Annotated in this window: 16 protein-coding genes; 10 read left to right on the forward strand and 6 right to left on the reverse strand. The window is 73.2% G+C overall.

Annotated features, from left to right (window positions below; translation table 11 throughout):
* The first annotated feature begins 157 nt into the window (after window positions 1–157).
* From dnaK to ABME02_RS06595, 5 genes are all read left to right on the forward strand, one after another.
* Window positions 158–2038 (forward strand): molecular chaperone DnaK, encoded by a 1881-nt coding sequence (gene dnaK / locus ABME02_RS06575; protein WP_353814474.1) that lies wholly within the window; start codon window positions 158–160, stop codon window positions 2036–2038.
* 2 nt (window positions 2039–2040) lie between these two features.
* Window positions 2041–2676, forward strand: a complete 636-nt coding sequence (locus ABME02_RS06580; RefSeq protein WP_353814475.1) for a nucleotide exchange factor GrpE — start codon at window positions 2041–2043, stop codon at window positions 2674–2676.
* A 97-nt stretch (window positions 2677–2773) separates the two neighbouring features.
* Entirely contained in the window at window positions 2774–3772 is a 999-nt protein-coding gene (locus tag ABME02_RS06585; protein ID WP_353814476.1) for a DnaJ C-terminal domain-containing protein, read from the forward strand.
* Window positions 3772–4194, forward strand: coding sequence for a heat shock protein transcriptional repressor HspR (locus ABME02_RS06590; protein ID WP_353814477.1), 423 nt, complete (start codon window positions 3772–3774; stop codon window positions 4192–4194). Before ABME02_RS06585 ends, ABME02_RS06590 begins: the two co-directional genes overlap by 1 nt.
* 105 nt (window positions 4195–4299) lie before the next feature.
* The gene (locus tag ABME02_RS06595; protein ID WP_353814478.1) at window positions 4300–5622 is read left to right on the forward strand and encodes an ion channel protein; all 1323 of its coding nucleotides are present in this window, start codon (window positions 4300–4302) and stop codon (window positions 5620–5622) included.
* 147 nt (window positions 5623–5769) lie between these two features.
* Here ABME02_RS06595 and ABME02_RS06600 read toward each other — a convergent pair whose 3' ends face one another.
* From ABME02_RS06600 to ABME02_RS06610, 3 genes are all read right to left on the reverse strand, one after another.
* Window positions 5770–6186, reverse strand: a complete 417-nt coding sequence (locus ABME02_RS06600) for an arsenate reductase ArsC (protein ID WP_353814479.1) — start codon at window positions 6184–6186, stop codon at window positions 5770–5772.
* A gap of 141 nt (window positions 6187–6327) precedes the next feature.
* Window positions 6328–7224 carry a metalloregulator ArsR/SmtB family transcription factor gene (locus ABME02_RS06605; protein WP_353814480.1) on the reverse strand — a complete coding sequence of 299 codons (897 nt, stop codon included), beginning with the start codon at window positions 7222–7224 and terminating at the stop codon, window positions 6328–6330.
* Between the two features lie 48 nt (window positions 7225–7272).
* Complete coding sequence (locus ABME02_RS06610; protein ID WP_353814481.1) at window positions 7273–8589, reverse strand: FAD-dependent oxidoreductase; 1317 nt, start codon at window positions 8587–8589, stop codon at window positions 7273–7275.
* Between the two features lie 89 nt (window positions 8590–8678).
* Here ABME02_RS06610 and ABME02_RS06615 point away from each other — a divergent pair, with 89 nt between their 5' ends.
* A complete protein-coding gene (locus tag ABME02_RS06615; RefSeq protein WP_353814482.1) occupies window positions 8679–9062 on the forward strand; it encodes an ArsR/SmtB family transcription factor in 384 nt (127 codons plus the stop codon).
* Between the two features lie 58 nt (window positions 9063–9120).
* Here ABME02_RS06615 and ABME02_RS06620 read toward each other — a convergent pair whose 3' ends face one another.
* Window positions 9121–9828 carry a DUF4386 family protein gene (locus ABME02_RS06620; RefSeq protein ID WP_353814483.1) on the reverse strand — a complete coding sequence of 236 codons (708 nt, stop codon included), beginning with the start codon at window positions 9826–9828 and terminating at the stop codon, window positions 9121–9123.
* A 129-nt stretch (window positions 9829–9957) separates the two neighbouring features.
* Between ABME02_RS06620 and ABME02_RS06625 the strand changes: the two genes are divergently transcribed.
* Together ABME02_RS06625 and ABME02_RS06630 are read left to right on the forward strand one after the other, a co-directional pair.
* Complete coding sequence (locus tag ABME02_RS06625) at window positions 9958–11124, forward strand: sensor histidine kinase (protein WP_353814484.1); 1167 nt, start codon at window positions 9958–9960, stop codon at window positions 11122–11124.
* Complete coding sequence (locus ABME02_RS06630) at window positions 11121–11810, forward strand: response regulator (protein WP_353814485.1); 690 nt, start codon at window positions 11121–11123, stop codon at window positions 11808–11810. The genes ABME02_RS06625 and ABME02_RS06630 overlap by 4 nt, the downstream gene beginning before the upstream one ends.
* Before the next feature lie 12 nt (window positions 11811–11822).
* Here ABME02_RS06630 and ABME02_RS06635 read toward each other — a convergent pair whose 3' ends face one another.
* Complete coding sequence (locus tag ABME02_RS06635; protein ID WP_353814486.1) at window positions 11823–12479, reverse strand: hypothetical protein; 657 nt, start codon at window positions 12477–12479, stop codon at window positions 11823–11825.
* A 248-nt stretch (window positions 12480–12727) separates the two neighbouring features.
* Window positions 12728–15745, reverse strand: coding sequence for a hypothetical protein (locus tag ABME02_RS06640; protein ID WP_353814487.1), 3018 nt, complete (start codon window positions 15743–15745; stop codon window positions 12728–12730).
* 105 nt (window positions 15746–15850) lie between these two features.
* Here ABME02_RS06640 and ABME02_RS06645 point away from each other — a divergent pair, with 105 nt between their 5' ends.
* Window positions 15851–16984 (forward strand): class I SAM-dependent methyltransferase, encoded by a 1134-nt coding sequence (locus ABME02_RS06645; protein ID WP_353814488.1) that lies wholly within the window; start codon window positions 15851–15853, stop codon window positions 16982–16984.
* A gap of 81 nt (window positions 16985–17065) precedes the next feature.
* Window positions 17066–19735, forward strand: coding sequence for an adenylate/guanylate cyclase domain-containing protein (locus tag ABME02_RS06650; protein ID WP_353814489.1), 2670 nt, complete (start codon window positions 17066–17068; stop codon window positions 19733–19735).
* Window positions 19736–19745: the final 10 nt, after the last annotated feature.

A 19745-nucleotide genomic window follows, 5' to 3' on the forward strand; every position in this document is an offset into this window, starting at 1 on the left:
TCACCGGTCTCGACTTGACATCGATTCGGGCGGGTCCGACACTTGAGTCGGCGAGGCTCAAGTCTCGCCGATCACTGACTTCGGCCGCGGGCGAGGAACGCCGGGCCGATCGCCGGGGGCGACTTCCGCGAGACCCCCGGCAGAAGGAGATACACACATGTCACGTGCAGTCGGAATCGACCTCGGCACCACGAACTCGGTCGTCAGCGTCCTCGAGGGCGGCGAGCCCGTCGTCATCGCGAACGCCGAGGGCTTCCGCACCACCCCCTCGGTGGTCGCATTCACGAAGGACGGCGAGGTGCTCGTCGGCGAGACGGCGAAGCGCCAGGCCGTGACCAACGTCGACCGCACCATCTCGTCGGTCAAGCGCCACATGGGCACCGACTGGAAGTCGGCCGCGATCGACGGCAAGGAGTACACGCCGCAGGAGATCTCGGCGCGCATCCTCCAGAAGCTCAAGCGCGACGCCGAGCAGTACCTCGGCGACACCGTCACCGACGCGGTCATCACCGTCCCGGCGTACTTCAACGACGCCGAGCGCCAGGCGACGAAGGAGGCCGGCGAGATCGCGGGCCTCAACGTGCTGCGCATCATCAACGAGCCCACGGCCGCCGCGCTCGCCTACGGCCTCGACAAGGGCAAGGAGGACGAGCTCATCCTCGTCTTCGACCTCGGCGGCGGCACGTTCGACGTCTCGCTCCTCGAGGTGGGCAAGGACGACGACTTCTCGACCATCCAGGTCCGCGCGACCGCAGGCGACAACCGCCTCGGCGGCGACGACTGGGACCAGCGCATCGTCGAGCACCTCATCAAGCGCTTCAAGGACACCACGGGCGTCGACGTCTCGAAGGACAAGATCGCCCTCCAGCGCCTGAAGGAGGCGGCGGAGCAGGCCAAGAAGGAGCTCAGCTCGAGCATGAGCACGAGCATCCAGCTGCCCTACCTCTCGCTCACCGAGTCCGGCCCGGCCAACCTCGACGAGACGCTCACGCGCGCCCAGTTCGAGAACATGACGAGCGACCTGCTCGACCGCACCAAGAAGCCGTTCGAGGACGTCATCCGCGAGGCCGGCATCAAGCTCTCCGACATCGCGCACGTCGTGCTCGTCGGCGGTTCGACCCGCATGCCCGCGGTCTCCGAGCTCGTCAAGAAGGAGACCGGCAAGGAGCCCAACAAGGGCGTGAACCCCGACGAGGTCGTCGCCGTGGGCGCCGCCCTTCAGGCCGGCGTCCTCAAGGGCGAGCGCAAGGACGTGCTGCTCATCGACGTCACCCCCCTGAGCCTCGGCATCGAGACCAAGGGTGGCATCATGACCAAGCTCATCGAGCGCAACACGGCCATCCCGACCAAGCGCAGCGAGACCTTCACGACCGCCGACGACAACCAGCCGTCGGTCGCGATCCAAGTGTTCCAGGGCGAGCGCGAGTTCACCCGCGACAACAAGCCGCTCGGCACGTTCGAGCTGACCGGCATCGCGCCGGCCCCCCGCGGCATCCCGCAGATCGAGGTCACCTTCGACATCGACGCGAACGGCATCGTGCACGTGTCCGCGAAGGACAAGGGCACTGGCAAGGAGCAGTCGATGACGATCTCGGGCGGCTCGGCGCTGCCCAAGGAGGACGTCGAGCGCATGGTGCGCGACGCCGAGGAGCACGCGGCCGAGGACAAGAAGCGCCGCGAGTCCGCCGAGACGCGCAACCAGGCCGAGCAGCTCGCGTACTCGGTCGAGAAGCTCATCAAGGAGAACGACGACAAGCTCCCCGCCGACGTCAAGTCGGAGGTCCAGGGCGACGTCGACGCGCTGAAGTCGGCCCTCGCGGGTGACGACGACGACGCGGTGAAGTCGGCGTTCGAGAAGCTCTCGCAGTCGCAGGGCAAGCTCGGCGAGGCGATCTACGCGCAGGGCCAGCAGGCGGATGCCGCGGCCGGCGCGAACCCCGGCGAGGACGCGACGGCGTCGGGCGCCGAGGGCGCCGAGTCCTCCGACGAGGACGTCGTCGACGCCGAGGTCATCGACGACGAGGACGAGAAGAAGTAACCATGACGGACGAGAACCAGAACCAGGACGAGCCGGTCATCCGCGACAAGCGGCGGATCGACACGGAGACGGGAGAGGTTCGCCGTCCCGAGGATGCCGAAGGGGTGGGCGGCGTGCCCGCCCCGGAGGGCGCCGAGACGGGTGCCGAGGCATCCGCTGCGGACGAGGAGGAGACCCTGACCGTCGACGACATCCTCAACGCGGCGCAGGCCGAGGTCGAGGACCCGTCGGCCGAGCACCTCGCCGACCTGAAGCGCGTCACCGCGGAGTACGCCAACTACCGCAAGCGCACCGAGGCGAACCGCGAGGTCGAGCGCGAGCGCGCGGTCGGCGCCACGGTGGCTGTGCTGCTGCCAGTGCTCGACGACCTCGATCGGGCCGAGAAGCACGGCGACCTCGAGGGCGACACCCCGTTCGCGACGATCGCGGCGAAGCTGCGGTCGTCGGTCGAGAAGCTGGGCCTCGCGAAGTTCGGCGAGGTCGGCGAGCCGTTCGACCCGCAGCGCCACGAGGCGATCTTCCAGCAGCACTCCGACGAGGTCGAGGTCGACACGGTGGCCGACGTCGTCGAGACCGGGTACCTGCTCGGCGGCACGCTGCTGCGTGCCGCGAAGGTCGTCGTCAAGACGCCCGCATAGCGGCATCCGGGCCGGTTCGCGGCATCCGTTCCAACCGGCGGATGCCGCGGGCCGGCCCTCCACGGTTCCCACTAGATTCAGCAGGAAGGAGGCGCCGATGGCCAGCCAGGATTGGTTCGACAAGGACTTCTACGCCACCCTCGGCGTCTCGAAGGACGCGAGCGACGCCGACATCAAGAAGGCGTACCGCAAGCTCGCGCGCAAGTACCACCCCGACCAGAACCCGGGGGATGCCGCGGCCGAGGCGAAGTTCAAGGAGATCAGCGAGGCGAACTCGGTGCTCTCGGATCCCGAGGAGCGCAAGGAGTACGACGCGGTCCGCGCCATGGGCGGCGGCGCGCGATTCACGGCCCCGGGCGGCGCCGGCGCGGGCGGCTTCGAGGACGTCTTCGGCGGCATGTTCGGCCAGCAGGGCGGCGGCCAGCGCTACACCTTCCGCCAGGGCGGCGGAGGCGGCGACTACGACGACCTGCTCGGCGGGCTCTTCGGCGGCGGCCGGTTCGGCCAGCCGACCGGCGGCTACCGCGGCTACGGCGGCCCGACGAAGGGCCGCGACGTGACGGCGTCGACCACGCTCGACTTCATCACCGCGACCAAGGGCGACCGCATCACCCTGCAGACCGCCGAGGGTCGCGAGATCAGCGTCAACGTGCCGGCGGGCGTCGCCGACGGCCAGAAGATCCGGCTGCGCGGCAAGGGCCATCCGTCGCCCGACGGCGGCGAGGCCGGCGACATCGTGCTCACCGTGAAGGTGCGCAAGCACCCGGTGTTCGAGCGCGACGGGCTGAACCTCCGCGTGACGGTGCCGGTGACCTTCGCCGAGGCCGCGCTCGGCGCGACCATCCAGGTCCCGACCCTCGGCGGCGACCCGGTCAAGCTGCGAGTCGCGCCCGGCACTCCGAGCGGGCGCGTGCTGCGGGTCAAGGGCCGCGGCGTCGAGACGAGGAAGGGCACGGGCGACCTGCTCGCGATCGTCCAGGTCGCGGTGCCGGCGCACCTGTCGAAGGATGCGGAGGAGAAGCTGCGCGAGTTCGCGGAGCAGCTGCCTCACGAGGACCCCCGCGAGGACCTCCTCGCCAAGGCCCGGAGCGCCTGATGCAGGTCGACGGCGAGAGCCCGCTGTTCGTCATCTCGGTCGCGGCCGAGCTGGCGGGCATGCACCCCCAGACGCTCCGCCAGTACGACCGCATGGGGTTGGTCTCGCCGAAGCGGACCGCCGGCAAGTCGCGCCGCTACTCGATGCGCGACGTCGCGCAACTGCGCGAGATCCAGCAGCTCTCGAGCGAGGGCGTGAGCCTCGAGGGCATCCGCCGCGTGCTCGGCCTCGAGAACGAGGTCAATGAGCTCCGCGGTCGCGTGCGCGAGCTCGAGCGAGCCCTGGCCGACGAGATGCTGAACCGCCCCGGGCGCCGCGTGTTCGCGGCCGGTTCCGAGGGCGAGGTCGTCACGCTGCGCACGGGAACGCGGGTTCGCCGCGAGAACGCGGTCGTCGTGTGGCGACCGCTCGAGCGCGGCTGAGGCCACGAGGCATCCGCACCCGCTCTCGCCCGCGGCACGGCGCGTGTGCGAGGCTGTGCCTAGCGCTCCGGCGGGCCGGTGCGCGACGGCGACCGGGGGGCGACGATGACGGATGACACGGGCGACGTGCAGATGCCGGCACCCACCCCGGCGCAGCTCCTCCTGCTGCTCGTTCCCGCGATCGTCATCGGCGTGCTCTGCGCGCTGGTCCTCCGCGCGCTCGAGGTCGCGGCCGGCGGACTGCAGCAGGTGCTGTGGACGGCGCTGCCCGAGTCGCTCGGCGTCGACCCCGACGGCTGGTGGATCGTCGTCGTCCTCACGGCGACCGGCTTCGCGGTGGGACTCGGCCTCCAGTTCCTGCCCGGCCACGGCGGACTCGACTCGGCGACGACCGAGCTCGTCTCGGAGCCGTTGAAGCTCCGCACCCTGCCGGGTCTCGTCATCGTCACGGGGCTCGCGCTCGCAGGCGGCGTGAGCCTCGGCCCCGAGAACCCGATCATCGCGATCAACGTCGCGCTGACGGTCGCGCTGCTCGGCCGACTCATGCCCCGCGTCGGCGCGAAGCTCGGCATGCTCATGGCCGCGGCCGGGACGATCGGCGCCCTGTTCGGCTCGCCGGTCGCCGCCGCACTGCTCTTCACGGGCACGCTCGCGGCGGTCCGCGGCGGCGGCGCGCTGTGGGACAAGCTGTTCCTCCCGCTCGCCTCCGCGGCGGCCGCCGCAGGCACCATGCACGTGCTCGGGGCGCCGCCGCTGCAGTTCACGCTGCCGACGGAGCCGACGACACCGCTGCTCCTGCTGGCCGGCATCGTCATCGCCATCGCGGGCGTCGCGATCGGGCTCGTCGGCGCGTTCGCGTTCCCGTTCGTCCACCGGGCGTTCCATGCGCTGCGGCAGCCGCTCCTCATCGCGACCGCGGGCGGTCTCGTCCTCGGGCTGCTCGGGCTCGTCGGCGGCCCGATCACGCTGTTCAAGGGCCTCGACCAGATGGGGGAGCTCTTCGAGGACCCGGACGCCTACGATGCTGGCCAGCTCGTCGTCATCGTCGCGGTGAAGCTCGTCGCGCTGCTCGTGGCGGCGAGCGCCGCGTTCCGCGGCGGTCGCATCTTCCCCGCCGCGTTCATCGGCGCGGCGCTCGGGATGCTCGCGCACGCGCTCATCCCGTCGCTGCCGATCGCGCTCTGCGTGGCCAGCGCGCTCATCGGGATCCTGCTGGTGATGGCCAAGGACGGATGGCTCGCCCTGTTCGTCGCCGCGGCCGTCGCGGGCGACCTGGCCCTCCTGCCGTGGCTCTGCGTGATCATCCTGCCCGCGTGGCTGCTGGTGTCGCGGGCGCCCGAATTCCGGATCGTGCCGACGCCGGTGCCGTCGGCCGCGCAGCCCGTGGCCGGGGCGGCGTCGGATCCCGAGCGGCCGCCGACGGCCTGAGGATCAGGCGCGCGCTTCGGGACCGGCGGGTACGGGGGCGATCTCCCCGAGCAGCCGCTCCACCCGGGCGCGGGTCTCGTCGCGCACGCGGCCGGCGGTGCAGGACCGACTGCGGGTCGTCGAGGGCGAGCTGGCCCTCGCCCGTGCTCATGCGCGCGCCGCGTCGGGGAGGATCTCGCCGAGGAGTTCCTCGACGCGACGGCGGATCTCGTCGCGGATGGGGCGGACGGCCTCGATGCCCTGGCCGGCCGGGTCGTCGAGCTCCCAGTCCTCGTAGCGCTTGCCGGGGAAGATCGGGCACGCGTCGCCGCAGCCCATCGTGATGACGACGTCGGATTCGCGGACGGCCTCGGTCGTGAGCACCTTCGGCGTGTTGCCGGCGATGTCGATGCCCTCCTCGGCCATCGCCTGCACGGCGACCGGGTTGATCTGGTCCTTCGGGGCGGATCCGGCCGAGAGCACCTCGACGCGGTCGCCGCCGAGTTCGCGCAGGTAGCCCGCGGCCATCTGCGAGCGGCCGGCGTTGTGGACGCAGACGAACAGGACGGTGGGCGTGTCGGACATCGGGACCTCGTTTCGCTCGGAACGATCAAAGCATAGATCGGGATCTATGCATTGTCGAGCGGATGCCGCGGGCCCGCGTCGCCCGCGTCGCCCCGCGCGAGATCATCGCCGCCGGCGGTCGCGCCGCCGCGGCATCCGCCGTCAGGCCAGGCTCGCGATGAGCTCGCGCACCCGCCGGTCGATGTCGTCGCGGATGCGTCGCACCTCGACGAGGGGTCGCCCTACCGGATCGTCGAGCTCCCAGTCCTCGTAGCGCGTGTCGGGGTAGACGGGGCACGCATCGCCGCAGCCCATCGTGATCACGACGTCCGCGGCCCGGACGACCTCGTCCGTGAGCGGCTTCGGGTAGGCGCCGGCGACCGGCACCCCGATCTCGTCGAGCACGCCCACCACGGCGGGCGAGACGGCGTCGGCCGGCTCGGATCCGGCCGTGCGCACGTGCACGCGGTCGCCGGCGAGGTGCTGCAGGATCGCCGCGGCCATCTGCGAGCGCCCGGCGTTCTGCACGCACACGAAGAGCACCTCGGGCGTCGTCGCGCCGGCCGCGCGCGCGTCCACCGCGAGCGCGGCGAGCCGGTCGGCCGCGAACCCCGCCGCGCGGGACGTGAACCGGCTCGTGACGCCGCTCCGCTCGGCGAGGAGGTCGCGGCTCTCGCGGACGTAGCGCTCGACGGTTACGCGGCCGAACGTTCCCGCGAACCGCGTCGCCAGGTCGTCGACCACGCGGGTGATCGCCGCCTCGTCGTCGCGGGGGGCCGCCGGCACGTGGAGCAGTTCGGCGACCCGGTCGAGCTGGTCGGGTGCGATCGAGTACCAGGCGCGACGGCCCTCGGGCTCGCGCACGAGCACGCCGTCGTCGAGCAGCGCCTTCGCGTGGTGCGACACGGTCGGCTGCCGGAGGCCGAGTTCGTCGGCGAGCGCGGTCACGGTCGATCGGCCGTCGGCGCTCGCGAGGATGAGCGAGAGCATGCGTGCCCGCGTGGGGTCCGCGAGGAGCGCAAGGCCCCCGGCCGCGACATCCGCCCCACCCGTGTGCATAGATGCCAGTCTATGCAAGAGGACGGATGCCGCGGCCGGGCGGCGTGCTCAGCAGCAGCCGCTCGAGCCGTCGAGGCTCGTCGAGCACACGCCCGTCGCGGGGAGTTCGAGCTGCACGTTCGCGGCGCCCGCCGTGTCGCCCGCGAGCCATGCTGCGATCGAGCGCACCTGCTCGTACCCGGTCGCGAGCAGGAACGTCGGCGCGCGGCCGTAGCTCTTCATGCCGGCGAGGAAGAAGCCGTCCTCGGGCTGGCGGAGTTCGGCGAACCCGTGCGGCTCGACCGTGCCGCACGAGTGCACGTTCGGGTCGATGAGCGGCGCCAGGCGCTTCGGCGCCTCGACGACGTCGTCGAGCTCGAGGCGGATCTCGCGGAGCAGGTCGAGGTCGGGCCGGAAGCCCGTCGCGTTGACGATCACGTCGGCCCCGTGGTCCACGAGTTCGCCGGCGCGCGAGCCGACGATGCGAACGCCGCCGTCGGCGGCCCGGCCCAGCCGGACGATCTCGAACCGGTCGAGCACCTCGATGCGTCCCGCGTGCACGAGGTCGTCGACGCGGCGACCGATCGAGGCGCGTGCGGGGAGCCCGTCGTCGTCCGAGGTCGTGACCCGCACGGCGGAGGCAGTGCGGATGGCCCACGTGATGCGGGTCCCGGGCTCCTCGCGCGCGAGTGCGGCGAGGGCGAGCAGCGTGTTGGCGGCGGAGTGCCCGGCGCCCACGACGGTCACGCGGCGGCCCGCGAAGCGGGCGCGGTCGGCACCGAGCACGTCGGGCAGGGCGTGCGTCACGGCGTCCGCCACCTCGTCGAGCCCGAGCGGGTCGAGGCCGCTCGAGCCCAGCCGGTTGGGGGTGCGCCAGGTGCCCGATGCGTCGATGACGGCGCGCGCCGCGACATCCTGCACCGCACCGGATGCGTCGCGCAGCCGCAGCACGAACGGCGCCGCGGCGCGCCCTGCCGTGCGGGTCCGGTCCATCCCCTCGCGGGTGACCGCGGTCACGTCGACGCCCAGGCGGATGCGGGAGGCGAGCGGCTCGAGCGCCGCGAGCGGCTCGAGGTACTGCTCGACGAGTTCGGCGCCGGTGGGCAGGCGGCTCTCGTCGGGGTGCTGCCATCCGGACGCCTCGAGGAGGCGACGCGACGCGGGGTCGACGAGGACGCGCCACGGCGAGAACAGGCGGACGTGGCCCCAGTCGCGGACGCTCGCACCGACCCGGTCGCCGGACTCGTAGACCACGACGTCGAGGCCGCGTTCGAGCAGGTTCGCCGCGGCCGCCAGGCCGATCGGGCCGGCGCCGATGACCGCGACGGGCAGGGTGTCGAGGCGCTCGGCGCGCGACGCGGGACGGGTGAGGTCGAGCAGGGTCATGGCGGGCCTTTCCGGCATATCGAAGTTCGTCGATATTCAGTGTCGACCTATCCATCGAAGTTTGTCAATATTCAGGTAGGATCGGTCGCATGACGACCTTCGACCTCACGCCCGTCGACACCGGCGTCGGTGCCGAGGTCGGCCCGGCCGCGAGCGGCGGTGCGTGCTGCAGTCCGCTCGTGACCGACCCGATGGACGCCTCGCGGGCCGAGCAGCTCGCGGCGTCGTTCAAGGCGCTCGCCGACCCGACCCGCCTCCGGTTGCTGTCGATCGTCGCGAAGTCGGAGGGCGAGGAGGCGTGCGTCTGCGACCTCATCGAGCCCGTCGGGCTCAGCCAGCCCACCGTCTCGCATCACCTGAAGATCCTCGCGACCGCCGGGTTCCTCGAGCGCAGCAAGCGCGGCACCTGGGCCTACTACAAGCTCGTGCCCGGCGCCCTCGACCGGATGTCGCAGCTCCTCGCCGACGCCTGAGCTCCGACGGTCGTGCCGGCGTCGGCGACGAGTCGCGACGGTCGGTCCGCGGCGGACCTCAGTCGGCGCTCGAGCCGACGCTGTCGTGGAGCGGCTCGCCGCCGGCGCCGTCGTCGCGGCGCGCTCCAACCCGCCGAGTGCGGACCGCGAGCAGGATGCCGGTCCAGAGCGCCCAGGCCCACCAGGCCATCACCGCGACGCTCAGCGCGTCCGCCAGCTCCCGCATCGACGGCGGCAGGAGCCCGCTCACGACGATGACGACGCCGGCGAACCCGCCGAGGACGGCGAGGAATCGCGGGAAGTCGCGGCTGCGCCACATCACGATCGCGCAGAGCACCGCGGCCAGCCCGGCCGGCGGCACCGACGCGGTCTCCAGGAACCCGGCCGACGCCACGAGCGGCAGCACGCCGTCGGCGCCGCCGTCGCCGGTCGCGCTCGCCGAGGCCGCGGCGAGGCTCGCGACCGATGCGACCTCGAGCGCGACCGACACCGTCATCGCCGCGACCGCCCAATCGAGGAGCGCCGAAGGTCCGCACGCCGCGCGCAGGCCGATCACGACCAGGATGCGGCCGGTGAGGACGAACGCCATCCATCCGACGAGGAATCCGGCACCCTCCGCGAGCCCGTCGAGCGCGGCGGCGGCCTCGCCCGGGGAACTCCCGGGTTCCACGTACGGGTAGCCGCCGGCGATCGCCATTCCGACGAACTCGGCGAGGTAGAGGAGGATGCCGACGAGGACGAGCCAGGTTCCGTTGCGTGCAGTCATGGCGTCACGGTAGGAGCGACGCGGCCGGGCGCACATCGTCGGATCGCGGTCGGAGCATCGACCCTCGGGACCATCCCGATCAGCCTCAGGACCACAACACCGCGCGACCCGTCGGGGTACAGTCTCGCCATGCAGCGAAGGTGGATCGCGGACGGGGCCGTGGCATGCCTGCTCACCGCGATCGGCGTCATCGAGGTGCTCGCCGCGCATGGAATCGTCGACGCGCCGGCGGCGAATCCCGATGCGACGATCGGACCCCTGCCGGTCGACCTGGCACTCGCCGCGGCCACCACGCTGCCCGTCGCCGTGCGCCGGGCATGGCCGACCGCGGTGCCGATCGCCGTGTACGGGCTGCAGGTGGCCGCCAACCTCCTGATCCTCCACCACATGCCCTTCTTCGCCGGTCTCGGCGCCCTGGCAGTCCTCGGATACACCTTCGGGCGCGGGGCCCGGCCAGACCTGGTGCGCTGGGGATGGATCGGCCCCCTCGCGTGGGCCGCGACGTTCCCCGTGCTCACGCCCGAGGCCCGGACCCTCCCGAGCATCCTGTACACGGCATTCCTGCTCACCGCGCCGTGGGCGATCGGATGGATCATCCGGCGCCTGCTCGAACAGCGCCGCGCCCTCGAGGCGGCGCTCGCCGAGGTCTCGTCGCTCGAGTCGGTCCGCCGGGAGGCGGCCCTCCTCGCACAGCGCGCCCACATCGCCCGCGAGATGCACGACGTGCTCGCGCACGGCGTGAGCGTCATGGTCGTGCAGGCCGGGGCGGCCCGGATCGAGCTGCCAGAGGGCTCGCCCGCGTCAGCGTCGCTGATCGCGGTCGAGGAGACCGGCCGGCGCGTGCTCCGCGAACTCCGCCGGACGGTCGGCCTGCTGCGCGGCCCGGACGCCAACCACGGTGTGGCGCCCGCGCCAGGCCTCGCCGAGCTGCCCGAGCTGGCGGAGACGATGCGACGTGCCGGACTGCACGTCGACCTGGCGGTGGAGGATGGCGGACGCACCGATCCGTCGCGGGAGCTCGTCGCCTACCGCGTCGTCCAGGAGGCGCTCACCAACTGCCTCCGGCACTCCGGCGCGAGCGGCACGTCGGCACGGGTCCGGGTGACCCGCGGGGACGCGCTGCGAGTCCACGTGCGCGATTCGGGCCGTGCGGACTCCGGTTCGGATGAGGGCGGCGGATTCGGGCTCGCGGGTCTGCGGGAGCGTCTCGCGCTCTACGACGGCAGCCTGCGTGCCGAGCGCTGCGACGGCGGATTCGAGGTCGAGGCGGTGATCCCGTGGGAGGCGACCGCATGACCCGCGTCCTCCTCGCGGACGACCAGCAGTTGGTCCGCGCCGGGCTCCGGTCGATCCTCGAGCACGAGGACGACGTCGTGGTCGTCGGCGAGGCCGAGGACGGAGCCGAGGCGGTTCGCCTCGCCGCCGAACTCGGGCCCGACCTCGTGCTGATGGACATCCGGATGCCGGGGATGGACGGCATCACCGCGACGCGACAGGTGGTCGCCCGCCCCTCGCCGCCGACGGTCGTGGTGCTCACGACGTTCGAGGCGGACGAGTACGTCTATGCCGCCCTCCGCGGCGGCGCCGCCGGGTTCCTTCTGAAGGACATCTCGCCAGAGGAACTCGTCGCCTCGGTGCGTGCCGCCGTCGCCGGCGACCGCATCCTGTCCCCGAGCATCACGCGCCGGCTCATCGCCCACTACGTCGCCGCCCCGGACCCCGCCGAAGCGGACCGGGCCACCGCGCACCTGAGCGAACGCGAGGTCGAGGTGCTCCGCCTCGTCGCGCGCGGCCGGTCGAACCACGAGATCGCCGCGACGCTGTTCATCGCGGAGAGCACCGTCAAGACGCACCTGGCCCGGCTCCTGCAGAAGCTCGACCTGCGCGATCGGGTGCACGCGGTCGTGTTCGCCTACGAGCACGGGCTCGCCGGGCGGACCCGCGTCGGCGAGGATCCGCCTCGCGACACCGCGCGGGGCTGAGCGGCCGCCGGCTCAGCGCCCCCAGGCCGATGCGGGCGCCGCGACCACCGGCACCGGCGCCGTCGACCACCAGGCGCCGTTCCCGTAGTGGCTCGACGCCCACGGCGAGGCCCAGATCGCGCGGGCCGTGGCATCCGCCGACGTGCCGGCCTCGAGCCCGGCGACGATGCCGGCGTAGAACGAGCGCTTCTTCAGGTTGGACGCCGCGTACTCGGCCGCGGTCACGAGCGTGTCGTAGCTGCCGAGGCCGCTGCCGCCACCCGAACCGTAGCCGTTGTTCAGCGGATTGTTCCGGTTCCACCAGTCGTCGGGGCCGTTCTCCTCGCGCATCCACTCGACCATGAGCCGCACGTTCTCGTCGGTCAGCGGCCAGTCGCCGAACACCAGGACGAGCTTCGCCCAGTCGTAGTTGGTGCCGGAGTCGACGAGCGTCTCGGGCCCGGTCGTCGTCGAGTAGCCCTCGCGCGACACGCTCGCGGGCGCGACGTCGCCGTCGACCTCGATCTCCTGCACGTCGCCGGAGAACGGAGAGACCGTCGTCACCGTCGCCTCGGCGATCGGCTGCCCGGCACGGGGGAGCGGTGCGAGCGCGAGCGTCGCGAGCAGGCCGGCGACGGCGACCGTGGAGGCGAGCGCGGCGCCGAGTCGGCGTCGAGGCGAGCGGACCACCCTGCGGGCGGATCCCTCGGCCCGACCGGATGGGGCGTCGCGTCGCGACGGTTCGGCGCGGCGGCGCCCGGACGGCGCAGACGACGGACGCCGCGTGGACGATCCCCTCGCCGCGCGGCGCTCCCCCGGTGGCCCCGCCATGTCTCGCATTCGGGGGCCGACGCTAGCAAACCGGCCTGACCGCCGCCATCGGCTTGACGCAGGCCCGCCCCGCGTGCAGCGGCGAGCGTGCACGGCGGTCGACGACCTCAGCCGACGAGGTCGAGGAGCGTGCGAAGCGTGGCCGGGGCGCCGCCGTCGGCATCCTCGTCGTGCTCGCGCAGCTGGCGCTCGATGCCGCGCTCGAGGCTCCCGATGCTGAACCCGCTGAGCGCCCAGCCCAGCGGCGGCACGACCGCCGGCTCGGTCGACGGGGCGACCGTGAGGGCGAGCCCGGGAATGACCGCGCGAAGGGCCGCGATCGCATCGCCGGCGGGCTCGTCCGGCTCGCCGATCGTGCGGAACGACGCGGAGATGCGCTGCCGGAGCACCTGCTCGGTGCCGGCCTTGGAGAGCGCGGCGGCCCCGACCAGCGGCACGAGCGGCTCCGCCGCGACCCCCTCCAGGTCCTGTCGGAGGTCGTAGCCGCCGGAGTTCTTCAGGTAGACGAGGATCGGCACCACGGGCGGGTCGTCCGCGCCGTCGCCGGCGTTCCACACCGAGATCCGGTCGGCGAGCACCGGTGCGAGGTCGGCAGCGGTGCCGAGGCCCGAGCCCTCCGCGTACCCGCCGTCGACGAGCTGCATGCCCTGGCCGCCGCACCCACCGCCCGGCTCGATCCGCGCGGCCGGCGTGATCACCGGGAACCGCGCGGAGAGCATCGCCGCCGTCGCCCACTCCATCCCGGCGAAGCATGCCGCCGGCACGGGGAGGCTCGCCGCCGGTGCCGTGGCCGCGGTGTCGCACCCGGCCGCGGTCGCCCCGGCGGAGACGGACGGATCGGTCGCGACGCCGTTCGAGACGAGGACCTTGCACTTCGACCGCACGTCCGTCGAGTTCAGCACCGGGATGCCGATCCGCGGGGACGCGCCGAGGACGACCTGCTTCTTCAGGCCGGCGACGTCGCCGACCCAGACGTCCTCGATGAGCGCGGCACGATCCCGCCACTCCGCCTGCCCGTCGAGCAGCGAGGGGAACCGCAGCCCGGTCGTCGATGCCACGACGTCGCCGACCACGAGGGCGGCGGTCCCGGTGGAGACGGCGTCCGGGCCGGCGAGGCGCACGAGCTCCCCGCTGCCCTCCCGGTCGATCGCGGTGACCGCGAGACCGACGGATCCGCCGCTCACGCCGCTCGACACCAGCACGGAGCGGCCGAGGCACCCGTCCAGGGCGATCTCCTCGAGCGCGCGGGCGGTCCAGTAGGCCGCACGGATCCCGCCGCCCTCGGCGACGACGATGAGCGCGGGCGTGAAGGTCGTCCCGCCGACGGTCGCGGTGCAGCCGGTGCCGGCGATCGCGCGGAGGCGCGCATCGACCTGCTCCTCGAATGCGTCGTCATCGGCCTCCGCCGCGGCGGCGGGTGACCCGGTTCGCGTCGCGTGGAGCTCCGGGTCGTCGAGCTGCGCCCCCGCCGCCACGACCGCCCAGATCAGCGGGATCACGACGGCCAGCGTGAGCACCGGGTCGGCCCGGAGCCGCAGGTAGCGGAAGATCGGGGCGGGCGGGTGCTCCTGCACGGCGACGGTGAAGGAGCCGAGCACCGCACCCCACGTCGTGAGGAGGAGCACCGAGAGTGCGGGAGCCCCGGCGAACGCCGCGAACTGCACGGGCCAGATCCCGGTGACGGCGAGGACGAGGAGCCCGGCGAGGAAGAACCCGAGGACGAGCCTGCGGTGCCGGAGCCGGAGGCCCTGGTCCATCGCCTCCTCGTCCACCCGCTCCTGCGGATCGAGCAGGCGGTCGACCGTCGGGTTCCCGCGCAGCAGCAGGGGCGCGAGTACCGCCATGACCGCTCCGGCCACGAGGAGCACCACCGACAGGGGGTACGCCCACGGGTCCAGCAGCGGCAGGTCCCACCCGGCGAACACCGGTGCCGTGAACGATCGCACGAGCCCGAGGCCCGCGATCGATGCGATCGACACGGCGATCGCGTCGCCGGTGAGCCACGCCCACCGCGCCCGGTCGAGGAGATCGGGCCGTCGCCGCACGGGCCACGCGGCGCCGGGCCGGATCAGGTAGCCGGCGACGACGATCGCCGGGACGACGAGGAAGGCGACGGCCGACCAGCCGGGGAGCCACGTCCCCGTCGCCGCGCCGGTCGCGACCCACAGCAGGAGCCAGACGGCGATCGGGGCGCACCACCAGAGCGCGTGCGACCGCTTCGATGTGACGGTCCGGACGTCGAAGCCCATGACGGCGGATGCGAGCGCGCGCGTCCGCGCGCGACCGAGGACGTAGGCGCAGGCGATCGCGATCGCGACGGAGAGGAGCGCGACGACGATGTGCCTCGCGGCGTCGGCGTCGATCGGGACCCACTGCCGCTGCAGGTCGGGCAGCTGGTCGAGGACCCCGTCCGTCGGGATGCAGGTGAGCACGAAGAGCGCGATGACGAGCACGGCGGAGAGCCGGTGCAGCCATACCGCCTGGCCCAGGCGCCGGATCCAGACCCGGATGGAGCGTCGGGCCGACGCGTCGCGGAGGATGAAGACCACGAGCAGGACGGCCGAGCCCCACTTGACGGTGGCCGCGGCGGCGACGGCCCAGCCGAGGAGCCCGCCGCCGGCCAGCAGGACCGCCGACGCCTCGGGGCCGATCAGCCACCCGCTGAGCGCGGCCGCTCCGACGAGGAGCACCGCGCCCTCGATCCCCTCCGCGGCCAGGAGAACCAGTAGGGCGTTGCCCGCCAGTCGCCGGGGCCGTGCCATGCCCATGCGGCGGAGGACGTGGGCGACGAACCAGAAGTACGCGGCGATGAAGACCCCGTCGATGAACACGGACGCCGCGATCCACCCGCCGATCGAGGCGGGGATGGTCGTCGACGCCCAGTCGGGCCAGGCGTCCCGCCCGGTCAGGGCGAGCGGGCCGATGACGCTTCCGAGCGGCGAGCTGCGGCCGTCGACCGTCAGGACGCCCGCGATGAGGCGGTCGATCTCGGAGAGGGCGATGAGCGTGCCCAGTACGACGACCACGGCGGTGAGCACGTGGGACGCCCGGGCGCGGTGTTCGGAGACCCATGCCGAGAGGCCACCGGCGGTCCCCGTCGGTGCAGGCTCGACGACGACGGCCATGGGTCCCCCTCCCGGGCTCAGGCGTGACGATAGTCCTGCGGCGGGTGGGGCCGTGCGCCCCGTTCGGGGGAGATTCCGCGGGAACGGCGCGGGTAGGGTGCGGGGGTGGACTTCGATGCGCTGCGCCGGCACCCCGACCTCGAGGCACCGGGGCTGGCCGCAGCGGACGCCGCGGACCGGCTGGTCCTCGACGAGTCGGCGCCCGCGCTCGCCGAGGTCGCCGCGCGGGCCGGCTCGGTCGTCGTGATCGATGACGCGTACGGTGCGCTCGCGCTCGGTTCGGTCGCGGCGGGCGCGGGCGGCGTCCGCGTGCACCAGGATCCGATCACCGGCGAGCGCGCGCTCGCCGAGAACGCCGAGCGCCTCGGGCTGCCCGCCGACGACCGTCCGATGAGCCTGCCCCTCGATCCCGGACTCGTCGCGGACGCGCGCGTCGTGCTCATGCGACTCCCCCGGGCGCTCGATCGCCTCGACGAGGTCGCGGAGCTCGTCGCGCGGCACGCCGCACCCGACGTGCGGGTGTTCGCCGGCGGCCGGATCAAGCACATGTCGCTCGCGATGAACGACGTGCTGGCCCGGTGGTTCGGGCGCGTCGACGTGACCCACGCCAGGCAGAAGTCGCGCGTGCTGGTCGCGACCGGCCCGCGCGCCGATGCGATCGCGGCGCCGCAGCACTGGCCGCGCGAGGCCCGCGACGAGGAACTCGGGCTCACGGTCGTGGCGCACGGCGGGGTGTTCGCCGGCACGACCGTCGACATCGGCACCCGGTTCCTGCTCGGCGTGCTCGGCGGCGCGGTGCCGGACGCCGGGACCGCCGTGGACCTCGCCTGCGGCTCGGGCGTCGTCGCCGCGTGGCTCGCGCGCGAGCGCCCCGGGCTCCTGGTGCGCGCTTCCGACCGGAGCGCCGCGGCCGCGGCATCCGCCCCGCTGACCGCGGCCGCGAACGGCGTCGCCGACCGCGTCGAGGTCGCGCGCGCCGACGGGCTCGAGCACCTCCCCGACGCGAGCGAGCGGCTCGTCGTGCTGAACCCGCCGTTCCACTCCGAGGCCGCCGTGCACACGGGCATCGCGACGCACCTGTTCGCCGACGCCGCCCGGGTGCTCGCGCCGGGCGGCGAACTCTGGTGCGTGTGGAACTCGCACCTCCGCTACCGACCGTTGCTGGAGCGCATCGTCGGTCCGACCCGGGAGATCGCACGCAACCCGAAGTTCACGGTCACGGCTTCGACGCGCCGCTGAGCGCGTGATCGGGCGCCGTCCGAGCGGACACGCCGCGAAGTGGGGCGTGCGGTCGCGGCGCGAACCTGTCAGGCTCGGAGTGTGACCACCACGGCTGCCACGAGCCGTCGTCGTCTCCCGACGGGGACGGTCACCTTCCTGTTCACGGATGTCGAAGGATCGACCCGCCTCGTCGAGGCTGCCGGTGAGCGGTGGCCGGCGCTGCTCGCCGAACACGACGCGCTCGTCCGCGAGGCCATCACCGGCTGCGGGGGCACCGTGGTCAAGACCGAGGGCGACGGGTTCTTCGCGGCCTTCGCCTCGGCGATCGACGCCGTGACCGCCGCGGTGGCGGCGCAACGTGGGATCTCCGGCCACGACTGGCCGGAGGGGCTCGCGCCGAAGGTCCGCATGGGACTGCACACCGGGCTGGGCCTGCTCGGCGGGGACGACTACATCGGGCTCGACGTCCATCGCGCCGCCCGGATCATGGCCGCCGCGCACGGGGGGCAGATCGTCCTCTCCGCGTCGACCGCGGCGCTCGTGGAGCACGAGCTGCCCGTCGACGTCGTGCTCCACGACCTCGGCCGCCACCACCTGCGGGACCTGTCGCAGGCCGAGGGCATCTTCCAGCTCGACGTCGCCGGACTCGACGCCCGATTCCCGGCCCTGCGCTCGCTCGAGGCCGTGCCGAACAACCTCCCCGCGCAGGTCACCCACTTCGTGGGGCGACGACGCGAACGCGCCAGGGTCCGCGAACTGCTCGAGTCCTCGCACGTCGTGACCGTCACCGGTACCGGCGGAACGGGGAAGACCCGGCTCGCCCTCCAGGTGGGTTCCGAGATCGGCGGTCAGTTCCGCGACGGGGTGTTCTTCGTCGACCTCGCACCGGTCGACGATCCGGAGGTCGTGCCGTCGCAGATCCTCCGCGCCCTCGGCGAGGACTCGTCGCCCGGGAACCGGCCGCCTCGGGACGCCCTGCTCGAGCGGATGGGCGACCTCGAGGTGCTGCTCATCCTCGACAACTTCGAGCAGCTCATCCCCGCGGCGCCGATCGTCGCCGACCTCGTGTCGGTCGCGCCGCGATCCCGCTTCCTCGTGACGTCGCGTGGGCCGCTCCGGATCGCCGCCGAGCAGGAGATGCCCCTCGAGCCCATGGACCTCCCCGACCGGCGCGACGTGACCCGCGCGACCGACACCGACGCCGTCGCACTGTTCGTCGACCGCGCCATGGCGGTCCGTCCCGACTTCACGGTGACACCGGAGAACGCCGCCGCGGTCTCGGAGCTGGTGCGCGGACTCGACGGTCTCCCGCTCGCGATCGAGCTCGTCGCGTCGCGCGTGCGGCTCCTGCCCGTGCCCGAGATCCTCGCCCGGCTCGACCCGGCCCGGCCGGGCACCGGGACGATCGACCTCCCGGAGCGCCAGCGCACGATCGAGGGCGCGATCGCGTGGAGCCACGACCTCCTCGAACCGCCCGTGCAGGACCTCTTCGCGCGCCTCGGCGTGTTCGCCGGCGGCGCCGACCTCGAGCAGATCGAGCGCGTGTGCGACGACATCCCGGTCGACCTGCTGGGCGGCCTCGCCGAACTCGTCGACCAGGGGCTCCTCCGACAGGTCGCCGCACCCGGCGGCCGGGCGCGCTTCCGCACGCTGCACGTGATCCGCGAGGTCGCCCTCCTGAAGCTCGAGGCGAGCGGAACGGGCGATGCCGTGCACCGGCGCCACCTCGAGGCGTACGTCGCCTGGGCGGAGGAGGTCGCCGAGCACGTCCTGGGCGAGGATCGATCCGCCTGGCTGGACCGCTTCGACGCCGACCACGACAACGTCCGGACCGCGCTCGACTGGGCGGCCGTCCACGGTGAGACCGACCTCGCCCTCCGGCTCGCGGCCGCGTCATGGCGGTTCTGGCAGTCGCGCGGCCATCTCCACGAGGGCCGGAGCCGGCTGGAGACCGTGGTCTCGCTGCCGGGCGGCGAACCGCTCAACCGCGCGAACGCGCTCGAGGCGCTCGGCGGCGTGTACTGGTGGCAGGGCGAGATCGAACGCTGCGTCCAGCCCTACCGGGACGCCCTCGCGATCCAGCGCGAGCACGGCGACCGGGCCGCGATCGCGAACGCGATCTACAACGCCGCGATCGGCCAGGCGGTGGCCGCCGTGACGACCGGCATCACCGACGAGGTGCGCACCGAGGTCTACGGGCTCTACGACGAGGGCGAGGCGATCTTCCGGAGCCTGGGCGACGAGAACGGGCTCGGGAACATCACGTGGGGCAGGGGCCTCGCCGTGTCCGACCTCGACGACGACATCCAGCAGTCGCTCGAGCTCTTCCACCGCAGCATCGACCACTACCGGGCCGCGGGCAACGAGTTCGGCATGGGGTGGGGCATGTTCGAGGTCGCGATCTTCTCCGCGAGGCTCGGGGACATCGCCACGGCGTGGGACTACCTCGAGGAAGGGCTCGAGCTCTTCGCACCGCACCGCGACGTCTCGGCCGTGGTGCTCTTCCTGTCGCTGGCGGCGGCGCTCGCCCAGGCGGCCGACGACGAGGAGCGCGCCGCTCGGCTCGCGGGCGCCGTGCGCGGTCTCAGGAACTCGTCGGGCGCGAAGATCGTCGACCACGAGATCACCCGGATCCGCGGCCTCTCGATCGAGGAGATCGACCCGAGCCGCGAGGACCTCGAGCCGCTCTACCGGGCCGGCATGGCCATGGACCTGGCGCAGGCCGTCGAGTACGCGCTCGGGCGGCCCGTGCCGACGGACGGCGACTGACGGGGGCGGT

Origin of the sequence: Agromyces zhanjiangensis (genome assembly GCF_040496055.1) — a bacterium.
GTDB lineage: Bacteria > Actinomycetota > Actinomycetes > Actinomycetales > Microbacteriaceae > Agromyces > Agromyces zhanjiangensis.